Genomic DNA, 16,332 nt, shown 5'->3' with positions numbered 1-16,332 from the left:
TTATCTCAAACTTTATCCCGCATCTCCGTCATACGGTTCCAGTAGCGCTTTGGCATGTGGGTGCGGCGGCACAGGTCGTTCCGTCTGCCCTCAATGCCCACGGTGTCGTAGAACGTGCGCCACATGGCGCGGAATTTCTCCTCCTCCGGCGATTCCGGCGGCAGCTCGATGTGCTCTGCCTGCAAAAATTCCGTCGCGCCGTCTTTATATAATAAAGCAAGCTTATGCGTGCGGTCGAAGATCATGAAATCTTCACCGGAAAAACGGTTGATAAAATGCGGCGCGATAACGGGTAAAACGCTGTTTTTCGGCTCAATCTGCGCGATAAGAACGTCGCCGTACTCCGCAAAGCGCAGAAAACCGAGGTACAAGTGCGCTTCCCGCTCAAGGAACTGCACCGCTTTCGTGATCTTATCGACGGCAGGCTCGGTCAGTCGCCCGCACACGCCGCGCCCGACCTTGTACCCCAACCGCATGAATTCCAGCATACGCAGTTCCTTTTCGGGCATACAGGTAAAAAACGCGCGCTCCAAAATATCCTGCGCCTCCATGCCCATTTTCTTCGGAATCGACACGCGCACACGCTCGGCACGGCGCAGGTCGGTCTCGATATACTTCGCGCCGAATAAACACGTCTGGTCGGCTTCATCAACGGGCAAAATCGCGGCAGGCGTTTCTTTTTCCGCAAAGCTCTCGAACACACAGGAAAGAAAGCCGTTATATGTGCCGTCGTAGTAATACATTACAGTTGTCCGGTCAGACATTTTACCGCGTCCTCCTTTGTGGGGTTGAATAATGAAAGCTGCTCGGGAATTTCGGGCTGTATGCCGCCTTGCGGCAGCCCGCGGTCGCGCAGAATGCCCGCCAAAACCGCCGGTTCGTCTGTGCGCAAACGGCACTGCATTTTGCCGTTGCAGGTGATAAAATACGAAGCACGCTTTAAGACGACACCGAGCTTTTTCAGCCCCTCGTGGTCGAGCTTGGCTTGCCGTCTGGCGCGGATGATGCGCTTTGCACTCACCACGCCGATGCCCGGCACGCGCAATAATTTCTCATACGGCGCGCGGTTCACCTCCACGGGGAATTCCTCCGGGTGGCGCACCGCCCAACTGCATTTCGGGTCTAACATAGGGTCGAGGTCGGGCGTTTTTTCGCTCAATAATTCGTCCGCCGTGAAGCCGTAAAACCGCAAAAGCCAATCGGCCTGATAGAGCCTGTGCTCGCGCAGAAGCGGCGGCGCGGTGTCGAGCGCGGGCAAATTTCTGTCCTGCACGACCGGTATATACGCAGAGTAAAACACGCGCTTCAAAGAATACTTGTGGTAAAGTCCTTCGCTCAGCTGCAAAATACATCGGTCGTTTTCCGGCGTTGCGCCGATGATCATTTGCGTTGACTGCCCACCCGGTACGAAGCGCGGCGCACTTTTGTACCGTATGAGATCGTGCGCGTTTTCCTTGATGCCGTCGCGAATGCGCGACATAGGCAGCAGGATGTTTTCCTTCGATTTCTGCGGCGCAAGGCGCTTTAGACTGTCGTTTGACGGCAGCTCGATATTGACGCTCATGCGGTCGGCAAGCAGGCCGAGCTGCTGCAAAAGTGTCTCGTCCGCGCCGGGAATGGCTTTGACGTGAATATAACCGTTGAAGTGATACTCGTTACGCAGAATATGCAATGTTTCGAGCATTCTTTCGCAGGTGATGTCCGGCGAGCCGAATACGGCGGAGCTTAAAAACAGCCCTTCAATATAATTGCGACGGTAAAAGCTGATGGTCAGATCCGCCAGCTCCTGCGGGCGAAACGTCGCGCGGGGCGTGTCGTTTGAGCGGCGGTTGAGGCAATACGTGCAGTCATAAGCACATATGTTCGTCATTAGCACCTTTAAAAGGGAGATGCACCGGCCGTCACTTGCAAAGCTGTGGCAGATGCCGCACGCGGCGGCAGAACCGAGCTGCCCCTTTACGCCTGCGCGGTTTACGCCGCTTGAGGTACACGCCGCGTCATATTTTGCGGCATCCGATAAAATGCGCAGCTTTTCCATGGTGTCCATTTGTGTGTTCATGCTGTTCTCCCTATCTTAAAGCGCGACGCCCTTAAACGGGTTTTCGACGTGTGTGCGGCGGTTTTCCGCAGCGGACTGAAAGAGGTCTTTGTGCATCACCTTGATGCCGCGGTCAATGATGTCGCCGCCGTATTTGCAGCGCAGAAAATCGACCGTCGTTTCGAGCTTTTGGGCCTTTTGCCCGCGTGCGGCATCTTCAAACAGCGAGCACTGCGACATGCCGAGCGGCACAAGCGACGACACGCGCACGCCGATGCTGCGGATGGATTCGCCCGTGTGGTGGGCGCGGAAAAGGCCGTAGGCGGCGTCGAAAATGCTTTTGGAATCCGCCACGGCGGTCTCCAACATCTTCTGGCGCTGGTAGGTCTCGAGGTTATATTTGCGCACGGAAAGCTGCACGTTGTAGCCGCAAAGGCCCTTTTCGCGCAATCTTTGTGCGACGCTTTCGGAGAGCATGTAGAGCTCTGCGCGAATTTCGCCGTCGTCTTTTAGGTCGTGCACGGCGGTGGTGCTGTTGCCGATGCTTTTGACCTCCTCGTGCTCGTTCACACGGCGCACGGGCGACCTGTCTTCGCCGTTTGCGTACATACTTAATTGCTCGCCCGCCTTGCCGAACAGCCTTTTTAACAGCTTTCGGTCGGCCTTTGCGGCGTCGCCGATGGTGTAGATGCCGTATTTTCTGAGCGCTTCCTGCGTCGATTTGCCGACGAACAGCAGGTCTGCCGCCGGGAGCGGCCACACGAGCTCTTTAAAATTCTCGCGCGTGAACTCCGTTACGGCATCCGGCTTTTTATAGTCGCTGCCGAGCTTTGCGAAAATTTTGTTGAACGACACGCCGATTGACACCGTGAGCCCGAGCTCATCTTTGACGCGCGCGCGAATTTCCTCCGCAATCTCGCGGCCGCTGCCGAACAAGCGGCGGCTGCCGGTCACGTCGAGCCAGCACTCGTCTAAGCCGAAGCTTTCCACCATGTCGGTGTACTGCATGTAGATCTCCTTTGCAAGGCGCGAATACTTTGCGTAGCGCTCAAAATGCGGCGGGACGAACTTGATGCCGGGGCATTTGCGTTCCGCTTCCCACAGGGCTTCCGCCGTTTTGACGCCTTTGGCCTTCGCGAGCATATTTTTCGCGAGGACAATGCCGTGGCGACGCTCTTTATCGCCGCCGACCGCCATGGGAATATCTTTCAGCGACGGGTCATAAAGCGTCTCCACAGAGGCATAAAAGTTATTCATATCGATGTGCAGAATGACCCGATCCACGGCTTTTGCCTCCTTTCGGCGCGTTACGAACATGCGTTCTCTATGCTCTTATTATAGAACATGCGTTCTGATTTGTCAAGCGGTAAATACCGGAAAAAGCGCGTTTTGAAAAAGATGTCCGCTTGTGTCCTGTGATGTTCTGCTTCTGAAACCGCAGAGATTTATGCACAATTTGTTACCTTAGTGTTACCCTAAGAACAAAGTGTAAACTTAGTGTGAAAGAAGTCTCGGTTTTCTTGAAAAAAAGTTTTTCGCGCATTATACTTTTAACTGTAAAATTTTATTTTTAACCTTATCTCTATACCCTCATTTCTAAGGAAGTGTTTTTATTTGTTTCTTGAAAAATTGAGAAGATTTATGTACGGCCGGTACGGCACGGACGAACTGAACCTTGTTTTGATGATCCTCGGTATCATCGTGATGTTCCTTTCGCGCATTTTCTGGTTCTGGCCGCTCGCAATTATTTCTTACGCACTTTACATCTATGCGCTGTTCCGTATGTTCTCGCGCAACATCCCCGCGCGGCAAAAAGAATATTATTCTTTCTTAAAGGTATGGACACCGGTGCAAAAATGGTTTAGAATTAAGAAAACGGCTTTTCGCGAGCGCAAGCAATACAAGTACTTCCGCTGTCCGGGCTGTCGCCAGCAGCTGCGCGCACCGCGCGGACGCGGTAAAATTCTTGTCACCTGCCAGCGCTGCCATAAGCAGTTTAAACAAAAGACCTGATTAGGGCAAGGAGTTTGAAAACTATGAAAGTTGCAATTTTAGGCACCTGGCACGTCCACACCAAAGAGTACACCACGGGTGTACTGAACAACCCGAACGCGGAAGTCGCTGTAGTTTGGGACAACGACGCAGAGCGCGGCAAGAAGTTCGCCGATGAAATGAACCTGCCGTTCAACGCAAACCTTGACGCTGTACTCGGCGACGAGAGCATTGACAGCGTGGTCATCTGCACTGCGACCTGCGACCACCCGGAGATCATGATGAAGGTGACGGCGGCGAAGAAGAACATCTTCACCGAGAAGGTGCTCACCATCGACCCCAAGGACGCAGAGAAGGTCGCCGAGGCTGTGAAGGCTTCCGGCAAGGTATTTACGATCTCTTACCCGCACCGCACGTTCCCGACGCTGCGCGCGGTAAAAGCTTTGATGGACAGCGGCAAGTTGGGCCGTGTGACCTACGCACGCGTGCGCAACGTACACAACGGCAGCTCCGCAAACTGGCTTCCCCCGCATTTCTACGATAAAGCACAGTGCGGCGGCGGCGCAATGATAGACCTTGGCTCACACCCGATGTACACGCTTTACTGGCTGCTGGGAGAGCCGAAATCCATTACCTCCACGTTCACGCAGGTGACGAACCGCGGCGTTGAGGATAATGCGGTTTCCGTCATCGAGTTTGCAGACGGCAAGATCGGCGTTTCCGAGACCGGCTTTGTCTCCGAGTGCAACCCGTACACGCTGGAAGTGAGCGGCACGGACGGCGCTGTGATGGTACACGGCGACAGCGTACAGTGGGGTGGCAAGGCGACCGAAGGCAAGTGGGTAGACCTTGAGCTGCCGGAAAAGGAGCCGCTGCCGATCGACCAGTGGATCGATGCTGTTGTAAACGGCAAGCCGTCTCCGTTCACGATTGACGAGGCTGTGATGCTGACCCGTTTGATGGACGGTGCTTACAAGGCATTTGAGACTGGCGCAAAGGCGACGTTCTGATTTTAATTCTTATTTTAATTCTTAAATAAAAAACTCTGAGCACCCGCCGCGCGCATTTCCGTGTGCGGCGGGTCATTTTTAGGGCGAAGCCTGCGGTATCGCCTTAACGTGTATTGGAAACCGGAGGGTCATTGTGGAAAAAGAAAACCATTCTGCAGAAAAGAAACCGATGCGGGAATACACCCCGTGGGACTATGTAAAGCCCGGCATTGCCATTGCCGCCTTTGCGGTGGGGCTGATTTTCGTACTGTTCAAGTTCGATGCGGTCTCGAAGGTGGGCGGCGTGCTCTTTAACGCGGTGAGCTCGTTTATTCTGGGCCTTTTTATCGCGTACATTTTAAATGTGTTTTTGAATCTGTTTGAGAACACGGTGTTCGGAAGGCTCACACGCAGTGACAACAAGGTGTGGAAAAAGCTGAAGCGCCCGGTATGCGTGGCGCTTTCCTATGCGGTGATCGTGCTCATCCTCCTCGCCATCACGCTGTATGTCGTGCCGGAGATTTTCAAGTCTTTAGAACTCATCGGCGAGACGGCACGCGTGAATATTCCGGTGTATGCAGACCAGATTGCCAAATGGGCAGACGAGCTTTCCAAGCAGTTTGACCTCGATTTTTCCACGATGGTGGATTCGTTGAATAACTTCAACTGGTCTTCGATTTTATCGGGCGCAACGGAGTTTACGACGAACTTTTTCAGCTCGCTTGTAAACGTGACCGTGAATGTGGCGAGCGGCATTTTCACGTTTGTGCTCTCCGTTATCTTCTCCGCGTACTTCCTGACGAGCAAGGAGAGCCTGCTGCTTTCCTTAAAGCGTGTCTCCTATTCCCTGCTGCCGAAAAAGGTGGTGGCAACGCTGGCAGACATTGCGGTAACCTCGAACAACGTGTTTTCTTCCTTTGTGCGCGGCCAGCTGACGGAGTGTGTCATTTTAGGCTGCCTGTGCTTCATCTGCATGTCGCTTATCGGGTTTGACTACGCGCTGCTCATCTCGTGCATTGTGACGATCACTGCGTTAATACCGATTCTCGGCGCGTACATCGGCTGCGGCATCGGCGCGTTTTTGCTGCTGATCGTAAACCCCATGGATGCTGTATGGTTCGTCATCTTCTTCATCTGCCTTCAGCAGTTTGAGGGCAACCTCATTTACCCGAAGGTCGTGGGCTCGACCATTGGTCTGCCGGGCGTGTGGGTGATGACCGCCGTGACGATCTTCAGCAATTTGTTCGGCATTTTGGGCATTATTCTCGGCACACCGATTGCAGCGGTTCTATACACGGTGATGCGCCGCGTGACAACGAACCGCCTTGCGGCGCGCGGGCTTTCAAACGCTGATTTAGAACCGGGCAAATACCCATATCTGGAAAGCTCTCACTACGCGGCGGGGTATTCTAAGGGCCGCCCGCTGTGCGCCCCCGTTTTGGAACGCGCGGCAAAGAAAAAGGAACAGGGTAAAAAGCCGCTGTTCCCGAAGTTTAAAACGAGCAAGAAAAAGTGATTTTTCGGCGCCGTACGGGAACCCGTACGGCGCTTTTTATATGCCAAAAGGCATACGGCAAAGCGTTTTTCGCTTACCGTATGCCTTTTGTTTTGCGGAAATTAAAGCGCTGCGATGACTTCCACTTCGACGAGGACGTTCTTCGGCAGGGTCTTGACGGCAACGCAGGAGCGTGCCGGCTTTTCGGTGAAATACTTGCCGTAGACGGCGTTGAACGCGGCGAAATCGCCCATATCGGCGAGGAAGCAGGTGGTCTTCACGGCGTTTTCAAACGTGGTACCGGCTTCTTCGAGGACGGCGGCGAGGTTCTTCATGACCTGCTCTGCCTGCTCGGTGATGTCTGCACCGTGGATGTCGCCCGTTGCGGGGTCGATCGGAATCTGACCGGAGGTGAAGAGCATATTGCCGCAAACGATGGCCTGCGAATACGGGCCGATGGCTGCGGGGGCTTTCTTTGTATCGATTTTCTTCAGCATGATATAACTTCCTTTCGTCACACGGCATCACGCCGCGTTTATATTCATCATAGCGATTTTTGGCGTTTTCGTCAAGTTTTGCTTTTTACTCGGCGAGGGCGTAGAATGCTTCGCTGTATTTTTCGGAATCGTCCGCCATGATGAGCAGGACAAGGTCGCCGACGCTTTCCACGCGCACGTCGTTCGGGTTGACATCCACGCAGATCCACTTGGCGGGGTTCGCGCTGCGGCGGATCTCCGCTTTCAGCTCGTCGATGTCGGTACCGTCCTTGACACGCATGAGGCAAACGGAAAACGCGATGGCGTTGATGAGCGGCTCGCTCGCGACGGCTTCTTCAAAATCGAGGTTTTCGACGCCGAAGTAATACGCAGACTGGTCTTTCGGAATCTCGACCGTGCCGACGCTGTTTTTGAGAAAATCGCGCTGCTCGTCATCGACATCTACGGTGTCATACAGGCGGTCTATAATCTCCGGCAGCGTGCCCGAGATGGTTTTGCCGCTGTCTGTTGTGCTGTTTCCGCTGCCGCAGGCGGCGCAGGCGAAAAGCAGTGTGAGCGCGAGCAAGAGCGCCGTAAGCTTTTTGGGTTTTCTCATGGTAAATTTCCTTTCCGGTTTCAAAATCGAAGGGGTAGTTTAGTATTTTGTGGCGTAGTAGTCGATGGCTTCATCGATGGTGCCGTCAAACACGATCTTTCCGTTTTTCATCACGATACCGCGGGTGCAGAACGCTTTGGCAATCTCCGGCGAATGGGTGACGAACAGAAGCGTGATGTCGCCCTGCATGATCTCCTTCACCTTTTTGGTGCACTTATCGCGGAACGCGCGGTCGCCGACGGACAGCGCCTCATCGACGATGAGGATTTCCGGGTTGATGTTGACGCAGATGGAAAAACCGAGGCGCGCTTTCATACCGCTGGAATACGTGCGCACAGGCTGGTCAATGTATTCTTCGAGCTCTGCAAAATCAATGATGGCAGGCTCGAGCTTTGCGATGTCTTCATCGTTAAGGCCCAAAATGCGGCCCTTGAGGTAAATGTTTTCGCGGCCGGTAAATTCCTGGTCAAAGCCGCTTGTGAGCTCCAGAAGCGCGCTGACGATGCCGTTGACGTAAATTTCGCCGCTTGTGGGGAACGTGACGCCGGTGATCATTTTAAGCATGGTGGATTTGCCCGCGCCGTTGCGTCCTAAAATGGCGACGGCTTCGCCGCGCTCGACGGTGAGGTTCATATCGACGACGGCGTGCTTTGTTTTGTGCGGCACGCTTTTGAAAAACAGCCCCAAAAGGCGACGGCGGCTGCTTGTATACAGTCTGTACGTTTTGCAGACATTTTTAAAACGGATGGCAATGCTATTTTGTTCGCTCATGCTTTTGCCCTCCTTACAGTACATCCGCCATTTCGCTGCGGGTGCGGCGGTAGCTCCAGATGCCGAGTGCGTAAATGACGACGAGCCAGACGGCGAAATACAAAAGGCGCTTCGGCTGGTCAAAGAACCACGTGTGGTAAATGAAGCAGTTGCGGTAGCCGTTGCACAGGAACGTGACGGGATTCAGCATCAAAAGCTTATGCGCGAGGCCCTTGTGCATGGTATCGACCTGGAAAAGCACGCCGGAAAGCCAGAACACCGCTGTGACGAACGATTTGACGAGGTTTGAGAAATCGGTGCTGATGGCGGCGATGGGCGCGGCAAACATAGCCCAGCCGGTGAAGAACAGGAAATTGCACAGCATGTAAAACGGCAGTTGCACAAGGTAGATGGTCAATTCGTTGCCGGTGATAACGAAGATGAGGATGGTGATCATCATCAAGATGAGGTGCACAGAAAATTTGGAGATGCTGGTAAACGTCGGAATGGTGGAGACCGGGTATTTCATCTTGGTAACAAGATAGCGGTTTCGCAAAATACACTCGGTGCCAAGCGTGAGCATTTCGCTCATATAAAACCACGGCACGATGCCGCTGATGAGCCACAGCACGAACGGGTAGCCCTCGATATCGCCGCCGCGGCGCAGGCCGACGGCAAATGCGAACCAGTAAACGAAAATCGTGACAAGCGGCTTGATGATGGCCCAAGACCAACCGAGTGCGGACGCACGGTATGTGCGGCGCAGGTCGGAGCCCGCAAGCTTAAAGATCTGTTTTCGGTAATCGATGTGATCCCGAACGATGGTGACGATGGTTTCACCCACCGAAGGTCTGGTGGATTTGATTTCAAAAGATGAGGCCATACAGGCCGCACCTCCTTTCCCGCGCAGCGCGCGTACCTAAAAAGGCATTCCGAAAATATGGTGGATAGGATAGGCTTACTGCCCGGCCTTCTTCCAGTCCGCAGGCAGTATCGCTTTTGCTATTATACACGTTTTGCAGGAAAAATCAACCGTTTTCGACACGCGGCGCGGCGATGCACACGGCATCCTTGACACAGCGGATGACGGTATCGATGCCGCCTGCGGCGTATTCGCCGTCGATTGACCAATCAAAGCCCACTGCGGCATGCAGGCGGAACGTACTCGCGGAAGCGAAATCGATGTGCTTGTCCGAAAAATCGTTGTTTTTGAGCGCCAGAATGAGGCGGTGCAGATCAGGGAGCGTTTCCGGCTTGCGAATGAGAAGCATCTCAAGCTTGCCGTCGTTCATATCGACGCTGTTTTCATCGTATTTCAACATGCCGCCGATGGAAAGCGAGTTGCTGAACGCGCCGAAAATGTACGTGCCCTCGAAAAATTTGCCGTCTGCCGTGACGGTGAGGGGCGTGGCGTCGAGCGCGTGGAGGTCCTTCATGCCCTCTAAGACATACGCGAAGTGGCCCAAAAGGCGCTTCATGGTGCGCGGCGTGGCGTAGGAGCACTTTGTAAATAAGCCGAACGACGCGACATAGGAAAAATAGCCGTCGCCGAATTTGCCGGCATCAATGAGGCGGTCTTCTGTTTCCGTAAAGCTCTTATAAGGATCTAAAAGATGTTTTTGAATGCCGAGCGTCTGGGCAAAATCGTTTGTGGTACCGGCGGGCAGATATGTGATGGGCGTGCGCAGTGCGCGGTGCAGCATGCCGTTTAAGACGGCGTTTAATGTGCCGTCGCCGCCGAGCACGACGACGCGGGCATAGTCGTTTTCTGCGAGCTTTGCGGTGTAGCCGCTTCCGTTTTCCGTTTCGGTCGTTTCAAAGCGGTCAACGGCGGCGCCGTTTTCCTTCAGCCATGCTTCAAGCTTATCGGCGGTATGCTCGCCGCCGATGCGGCCGGAAACGGGGTTGACGATCATTAAAATGTGCGCGCCGCGTACCGGCTCGTATTCCAAATTTTTATCCATTTCTCTCACCCTTTACGCACAAATTTATTCATAAACATTATACGCAAATACGGGAGAAAAACGGTGAACAAAATTTGAATTTAGAACACACAAACATAGAAAAAACGCCGCCATACGGGAAAAAGCCATACAGCGGCGCTTATGTGTCTATTCGGTTTAAAATCAGCCCTTGAGCTCTACGCGGCGGATTTTACCGCTGATGGTCTTCGGCAGCTCATCGCGGAACTCAACGATACGCGGGTATTTGTACGGTGCGGTGTTCGTCTTGACGTAGGTCTGAATCTCTTTTTTCAGCGCTTCTGTGCCCTGCGTGCCCTTTGTGAGCACGATGGACGCCTTGACGACCTGCCCGCGAATGGGGTCCGGAGCGCTGGTGACGGCACATTCGAGCACATACGGCAGTTCCATGATGACGGATTCGATCTCGAACGGCCCGATGCGGTAACCGGACGACTTGATGACATCGTCTGTTCTGCCGACATAGAAGAAGTAGCCGTCTTCATCGCGCCATGCGGTGTCGCCGGTGTGATATACGCCGCCGCTCCACGCTTCGCGGGTCTTCTCTTCGTCGCGGTAATAGCCCATGAAGAGGCCGCAGGGCGTGTGCTTATCGGTACGGATGACAATTTCGCCCGTTTCGCCGACCGGCGCAGGCGTGCCGTCCGGCAGGATGAGGTCGACATCGTAAAGCGGGCTCGGGATGCCCATGGAGCCGCTTTTCGGCACGGAGCCGACCGGGTTGTAAATGGAAAGCGTGGTCTCCGTCTGGCCGAAGCCCTCATAAATGGAAAAGCCGGTGGCGCGCTTCCATTGCTCGTAGACTTCGGGGTTCAGGGCTTCGCCTGCCGTGGTGCTGTACTCGATGGAGGAAAGGTCATATTTGGAGAGGTCTTCCTTGATGAAGAAACGGTACATGGTGGGCGGCGCGCAGAACGTGGTAATGTTGTACTGCTTGAACATGGGCAGGATGTCGTGTGCATTGAACTTATCAAAATCATAAGTGAAAATGGGCGCTTCGCACATCCACTGGCCATAGAGCTTGCCCCACAGCGCCTTGCCCCAGCCGGTATCCGAAATGGTGAAGTGCAGGCCCTCCGGGTTGACGTTGTGCCAGTACTTGGCGGTGATGTAGTGTCCGAGTGCGTATTTATAGTTGTGTTCTGCGATCTTCGGGTAGCCCGTGGTGCCGGAGGTGAAGAACATGAGCATGGGATCACTGCCGCAGGCGGTGTCCTCTGTACGCTCAAACACGTCGCTCTGCTTTTCAACCTCGGCGTCGAAATCGAGCCAACCCTCGCGTGCGCCGTTTGCCATCATCAAAAATTCAACGGTGCCGCAGCTTTCGGCGGCGCGCAAAGCTTCATCTGCGACCTGACCGTCCGGCGTGCAGACGAGCGCGCGCACGCCTGCGGCCTTGAAGCGGTAATCGAGGTCGTGCTCCATTAAAAGGTTCGTTGCCGGGATGACGACGGCGCCGAGCTTATGCAGCGCCAAAATGGCGAACCAGAACTGGTAGTGGCGCTTTAAGATGAGCATGACTCTATCGCCGCGCTTAATGCCGAGGGACTTGAAGTAGTTTGCCGTCTTATTCGACATGCGCTTCATATCATTAAACGTGAAGCGCTTTTCCTCGTGGTGCTTGGAGACCCAGAGCATCGCAAGCTTATCCGGCTCTTTTTCCGCCATTTTATCGACGATGTCGAACGCGAAGTTGAACTTTTCTTCGTTCATGAAATCAATGGATTTTAAGATGCCGTTTTCGTCAAGCTCGGTGTGCACAAACGGGCTTGCGACCGTTTCGCGGTCGGCACGGTCCCGCTTGGCCTTTATGAGCGCCTCGAACGTGTCCTTTTCGGGCTTTTTCTCCTTCTGCGGGCGCATGACAACGGCGTATAAGGTACATTCCTCGCCACCGACGGCGATCATACCGTGGGGCGTGCCGCTGTTGTAGTAAATGGAATCACCCTCGCCGAGTTCTTCGATGTGCGAGCCGATCTGCACGCGCATTTTGCCCTTGATGACGATGTCCATTTCCTGCCCCTGATGGGTGGAAAGCTTGATCGCAACCTTCTGCTCCGCCTCGTTATACGGCATGGTGACAAAAAAGGGCTCTGCCGTTTTGCCCTTAAAGAGCGGGGCAAGATTTAAATACTTAAAGCCCTGACGGCGCGTAATGGGCAGGCCCTCGCCGCGGCGGGTGACGGTATATGTGGAAAGACGCGGGCTTGTGCCCTTGATGAGGTCGGTGGGGTCGATACCGAAGCGCTCTGCACATTTAAAAATAAACGTGAAGCTGAAATCATGCTCGCCGCTTTCAAAGCCGCGGTATTCCTCCAGCGTGACGCCGGTGCGCTGCGCCATTTCTTCTTCGGAAAGGCCGATGATCTCGCGCATGGTGCGAATGCGCTCCGCCACCTCTGCGAGCTGTGCTTTCAGGTCTGTTTTTTCCGTTACGGGGGTTTGTGCTTCATTTGCCAATTTCTTCATTCCTTTCGTTTTGGTATGGCTATATCGATAGTTTTGGTGTTTTTCATGCAAAAAACTCCGTCTCAAATCGCTTTGAGACGGAGTTAATCCGCGGTACCACTCAAATTGCCTGAAAAGGCCACTCACGGGCTCCCATGAAGCCCTATGCACTGACGCAGCATGGCGCGGAAAGCCCTACTCGGGTTCACTTTGGGGCTTTCAGCTCGGAAGGGATTGTGACAGGGCTTTTCGTATCGGCTTACACCCGCCGCCGACTCTCTGAAACGGGAAAGCCCGCACTGTCTTCGTCATCGCTTTTATATTTTCTCTGTATTATATGGGGTATATCTGAAAAGACAAAACTTGTTTTTAGATATATTCTTATCTTATCTGGTTTTCATTTCAATGTCAATTGTTTTTTCAAAAATTTCAAAAAGCTTCACACTTTTGCGGTCTCACGCATTTCGCGCATAACTTACGCCCTCAAAACGTGAAATAATAATAAAAACCGGATAAATACAGGCATTGCAGCCCGCATTTTATCCGGCTTTCTGTTTCGTGTGAACGGGTCGCCCTCCGATAAACATTTAACCGTTTATCTTTGAACTACCTTATTTTAATAAAATGAAAATATCAATGACACTTTACGCGCGATGTGCGGCTTCTACGGCGTCGGCGGCGTTATCGAGAAGGCCGTCACCCATGAGCTCGATGGCACCGCGATCGCACAGGGAGGCGATCTGCGGGTCAAGCGGGAGCTTATCGAGCACCTTGAGATCGTACTTTGCCGCGACCTCGTCGATGTGGCTTTCGCCGTAAACCTTGAACGGCTCACCGCAGCACGGGCACTTGACATAGCTGTAATTTTCGATGAGACCGAGCACGGGCACGTTCATCATTTTTGCCATTTCGACCGCTTTGGAGACGATCATGGAGACGAGCTCCTGCGGGGAGGTAACGATGATGATGCCGTCGAGCGGAATGGACTGGAACACCGTGAGCGGTGCGTCGCCGGTTCCGGGGGGCAGGTCAACAAACATATAATCGACTTCATTCCAGATGACGTCGCTCCAGAACTGCTTGATGACACCGGCGATGACCGGGCCGCGCCAGACGACCGGGGAGGTCTCATCCGGCAGAAGCTCGTTGATGCTCATGGTCTCGATGCCGGTCTTTGTGTTGACCGGGAACAGGCCGTCATCGCTGCCCATGGCCTTTTCGTGGATGCCGAAGCACTTCGGGATAGACGGACCGGTGATGTCGGCGTCGAGAATGGCGGTTTTAAAGCCGCGGCGCTGCATGGTAACGGCCAGCATAGAGGTGACAAGGCTTTTACCTACGCCGCCTTTGCCGCTGACAACGCCGATGACCTTTTTGACATTGCTCATCTTATTCATGGGCGCAAGAAAGCTTTCCGGATTCTGGCGGGAAGGACATTCCTCGCCGCAGCTGGAGCAGTCGTGCGTACAATTTTCGCTCATTGCTGATACTTCCTCTCAAAAATAATGTCTTTTTTCGTTTGTGCGGTAAGCTATTCCGCCGCATCAAACAGGATATTTCGGTCTTTTTATTCTACCCTGTTCTTCCGCTTTTGTCAAGATTTTGACAAGCTATGGAACTGCACAGTTAAGCTATTCGTGCGTATCGTTCGCAACGGTGGGCGTTAAAAACAACAGAAGAAACGCGAGCGCCAAAATGCCGCAGGAAATAAGCATGGTTTTTGGGAATGAAAATTTTTCCCGTACCTCGGTTTTTGACTTCAAGATACGGGAAAGTTTAATTTCAGGCTTCGTCAAATAATTTTTCAAAGCGAACGGCGGCGGTGTGCAGGTCTTTCATGCCCTCAATCACATTTTCTGCGTTGAACTTTTCTTTGAGGTAATGATCGGCCTCCAGCGTGAACCAGCCTTTGTAACCGATCTCTTTGAGCGCGGCGGCAATGGGCGCGAAATCAATGGACATGGAGAACGGGATCTGGTGGGAATCGTGCCAACGGTCGTTATCGTGAATGTGAAGCGCCTGCAGGCGGTGGCCCAGCGCACGGATCATGTTCGCCGCGCCTGAACCGGAGCCGCGCATTTCTGCGTGACCGATGTCGAGGCATGCGACGAGATACGGGTCATTTACGGCGTCGATGTGCTCGATGAAGCTCTCTGAGGTAGCGCATGCCGCAAAGCAGGACTCGTCTTTCGCATCATCCCAGTTCCACATATTTTCCGTGGCGATCTTCACGCCGCAGTCCTTCGCAAACGGCAACAGTTCAAGGTACATTTCGGCATTTTCTGCGGCGGATTTGTCGTTATCCGGGTGAATGATGCAGATCTTGCCGCCGGCTTCTGCCGTGCATTCAATCGCACGCTTGAAATACGAGCGAATCTCCGGGCAGGATGTCGGGAACGGCGCGTGCGACTGGTTGCAGGTGATGCCGTTATCGAGGCCGATCTGCTTCAGCTTGCGCGCAAACGCGAGATAATTTTCCCCGGCAAGCGGATGTGTTGTGGGGCGGACTGCGCCGAGTCGCCAATCGTAATCGCACATAGCAAACATGGAAAAATCCCAGGCGTCAAACCCGGCTTTTGCGACGTATTCCACGGCTTTTTCTTCGCCGACCAGAACGGACGCGGTTTCGATCTGTGTGGATGTTCTCATGAAAACTCCTCCCTTTTATCGCCATTATAGAGCCGAAAAAGGGGCTTGTCAAGCCAGTCTTTCGGCGTTTGGTTTGTGGAAAAAGCCGAAAGCACTGTACAAAGCGACACAAAAACGACCGCCCAATTTAGAACCGAGCAGCCGTTCATAGAGTTTGCTCAATAATTTTCCGCGTGAACCTCAAAATAGCTCTGCGGATGGTTGCAGACCGGACATACCTCCGGCGCTTTGACGCCGACGCAGATATGACCGCAGTTGCGGCACTCCCACACTTTTACCTCGCTCTTTTCAAAAACATGTGCAGTCTCTAAATTTTTGAGCAGCGCACGGTAGCGCTCTTCGTGGTGCTTTTCGATCTCGCCGACCATTCTGAATTTTGCGGCAAGCTCCGGGAAACCTTCCTCTTCGGCGGTTTTTGCAAAACCCTCATACATATCGGTCCACTCGTAGTTTTCGCCGTCCGCAGCGGCCCCGAGATTTGCCTTTGTATCGCCGATGCCCATGAGCTCCTTGAACCACATTTTTGCGTGTTCTTTTTCGTTATCGGCTGTCTTCATAAAGAGTGCAGCTATCTGCTCGTAGCCCTCTTTTTTCGCGACAGATGCGAAATAGGTGTACTTATTTCTCGCCTGCGACTCGCCGGAGAAGGCCTCTTGCAGATTTTTCTCGGTTTTGGTGCCTGTATACTTGTTTGCCATAGAAATACCTCCCATGTCCATTAAAATCAATTTCGCCCTAAGGCGACCTTACATTCTTAAGTATAGCTCGTTTTTCGAAAAAAACAAATGATTTTGAACCATATAAAAAATAAAAAGCACTCAGCAATACGCTAAGTGCTTTTATCTGGCTCCCCCTGTTGGACTCGAACCAACGACCCTGCGGTTAACAGCCGCATGC

Annotated in this window: 15 protein-coding genes and 1 other annotated feature; of the genes, 3 read left to right on the top strand and 12 right to left on the bottom strand. The window is 53.4% G+C overall.

Translation table 11 applies throughout. The annotated features are described in order from the left end of the window. Positions 1-5: 5 nt before the first annotated feature. The 3 genes from ACLTX1_RS05215 to dinB are packed head-to-tail and all read right to left on the bottom strand — an operon-like array spanning position 6 to position 3,322. The gene (locus tag ACLTX1_RS05215) at positions 6-764 is read right to left on the bottom strand and encodes a TIGR03915 family putative DNA repair protein (protein WP_308449783.1); all 759 of its coding nucleotides are present in this window, start codon (positions 762-764) and stop codon (positions 6-8) included. Beyond that, on the bottom strand, positions 743-2,047 hold the full coding sequence (locus ACLTX1_RS05210; RefSeq protein ID WP_308449821.1) for a putative DNA modification/repair radical SAM protein: 1,305 nt from the start codon (positions 2,045-2,047) through the stop codon (positions 743-745). The genes ACLTX1_RS05215 and ACLTX1_RS05210 overlap by 22 nt, the downstream gene beginning before the upstream one ends. Positions 2,048-2,074: 27 nt before the next feature. Beyond that, entirely contained in the window at positions 2,075-3,322 is a 1,248-nt protein-coding gene (gene dinB, locus ACLTX1_RS05205; protein ID WP_308449782.1) for a DNA polymerase IV, read from the bottom strand. Between the two features lie 330 nt (positions 3,323-3,652). Here dinB and ACLTX1_RS05200 point away from each other — a divergent pair, with 330 nt between their 5' ends. The 3 genes from ACLTX1_RS05200 to ACLTX1_RS05190 all read left to right on the top strand — a co-directional run bounded on the left by ACLTX1_RS05200 (position 3,653) and on the right by ACLTX1_RS05190 (position 6,535). Continuing rightward, positions 3,653-4,051 (top strand): hypothetical protein, encoded by a 399-nt coding sequence (locus ACLTX1_RS05200; protein WP_308449781.1) that lies wholly within the window; start codon positions 3,653-3,655, stop codon positions 4,049-4,051. 23 nt (positions 4,052-4,074) lie between these two features. Beyond that, the gene (locus tag ACLTX1_RS05195) at positions 4,075-5,040 is read left to right on the top strand and encodes a Gfo/Idh/MocA family oxidoreductase (protein WP_308449780.1); all 966 of its coding nucleotides are present in this window, start codon (positions 4,075-4,077) and stop codon (positions 5,038-5,040) included. A gap of 133 nt (positions 5,041-5,173) precedes the next feature. Further along, entirely contained in the window at positions 5,174-6,535 is a 1,362-nt protein-coding gene (locus tag ACLTX1_RS05190) for an AI-2E family transporter (protein WP_308449779.1), read from the top strand. A gap of 101 nt (positions 6,536-6,636) precedes the next feature. Here the strand turns inward: ACLTX1_RS05190 and ACLTX1_RS05185 are convergent, their stop codons facing one another. The 9 genes from ACLTX1_RS05185 to rbr all read right to left on the bottom strand — a co-directional run bounded on the left by ACLTX1_RS05185 (position 6,637) and on the right by rbr (position 16,133). Beyond that, positions 6,637-7,011 carry a RidA family protein gene (locus ACLTX1_RS05185; protein ID WP_176820182.1) on the bottom strand — a complete coding sequence of 125 codons (375 nt, stop codon included), beginning with the start codon at positions 7,009-7,011 and terminating at the stop codon, positions 6,637-6,639. A gap of 85 nt (positions 7,012-7,096) precedes the next feature. Continuing rightward, the gene (locus ACLTX1_RS05180) at positions 7,097-7,606 is read right to left on the bottom strand and encodes a hypothetical protein (RefSeq protein WP_308449778.1); all 510 of its coding nucleotides are present in this window, start codon (positions 7,604-7,606) and stop codon (positions 7,097-7,099) included. A gap of 39 nt (positions 7,607-7,645) precedes the next feature. Continuing rightward, positions 7,646-8,377 carry an ABC transporter ATP-binding protein gene (locus tag ACLTX1_RS05175; protein WP_308449777.1) on the bottom strand — a complete coding sequence of 244 codons (732 nt, stop codon included), beginning with the start codon at positions 8,375-8,377 and terminating at the stop codon, positions 7,646-7,648. A gap of 13 nt (positions 8,378-8,390) precedes the next feature. Continuing rightward, the gene (locus ACLTX1_RS05170) at positions 8,391-9,239 is read right to left on the bottom strand and encodes an ABC transporter permease (RefSeq protein ID WP_395506697.1); all 849 of its coding nucleotides are present in this window, start codon (positions 9,237-9,239) and stop codon (positions 8,391-8,393) included. Between the two features lie 145 nt (positions 9,240-9,384). After that, entirely contained in the window at positions 9,385-10,320 is a 936-nt protein-coding gene (locus tag ACLTX1_RS05165; protein WP_395506698.1) for a diacylglycerol/lipid kinase family protein, read from the bottom strand. Positions 10,321-10,482: 162 nt separating this feature from the next. Next, positions 10,483-12,798, bottom strand: a complete 2,316-nt coding sequence (locus tag ACLTX1_RS05160) for an AMP-binding protein (RefSeq protein WP_412330567.1) — start codon at positions 12,796-12,798, stop codon at positions 10,483-10,485. A gap of 79 nt (positions 12,799-12,877) precedes the next feature. Beyond that, positions 12,878-13,107, bottom strand: a binding site (T-box leader). Positions 13,108-13,430: 323 nt separating this feature from the next. Beyond that, complete coding sequence (locus ACLTX1_RS05155) at positions 13,431-14,267, bottom strand: Mrp/NBP35 family ATP-binding protein (RefSeq protein ID WP_176820188.1); 837 nt, start codon at positions 14,265-14,267, stop codon at positions 13,431-13,433. 301 nt (positions 14,268-14,568) lie between these two features. Then, the gene (locus ACLTX1_RS05150) at positions 14,569-15,435 is read right to left on the bottom strand and encodes a sugar phosphate isomerase/epimerase family protein (RefSeq protein WP_412330566.1); all 867 of its coding nucleotides are present in this window, start codon (positions 15,433-15,435) and stop codon (positions 14,569-14,571) included. A 158-nt stretch (positions 15,436-15,593) separates the two neighbouring features. Beyond that, the gene (gene rbr / locus ACLTX1_RS05145; protein ID WP_412330565.1) at positions 15,594-16,133 is read right to left on the bottom strand and encodes a rubrerythrin; all 540 of its coding nucleotides are present in this window, start codon (positions 16,131-16,133) and stop codon (positions 15,594-15,596) included. Between the last annotated feature and the right edge of the window lie 199 nt (positions 16,134-16,332).

This window comes from Hominenteromicrobium sp. (assembly GCF_046974225.1).
Taxonomy (GTDB): Bacteria; Bacillota; Clostridia; order Oscillospirales; family Acutalibacteraceae; genus Hominenteromicrobium; species Hominenteromicrobium mulieris.
This window is presented reverse-complemented; position numbering and strand designations above follow the sequence as displayed.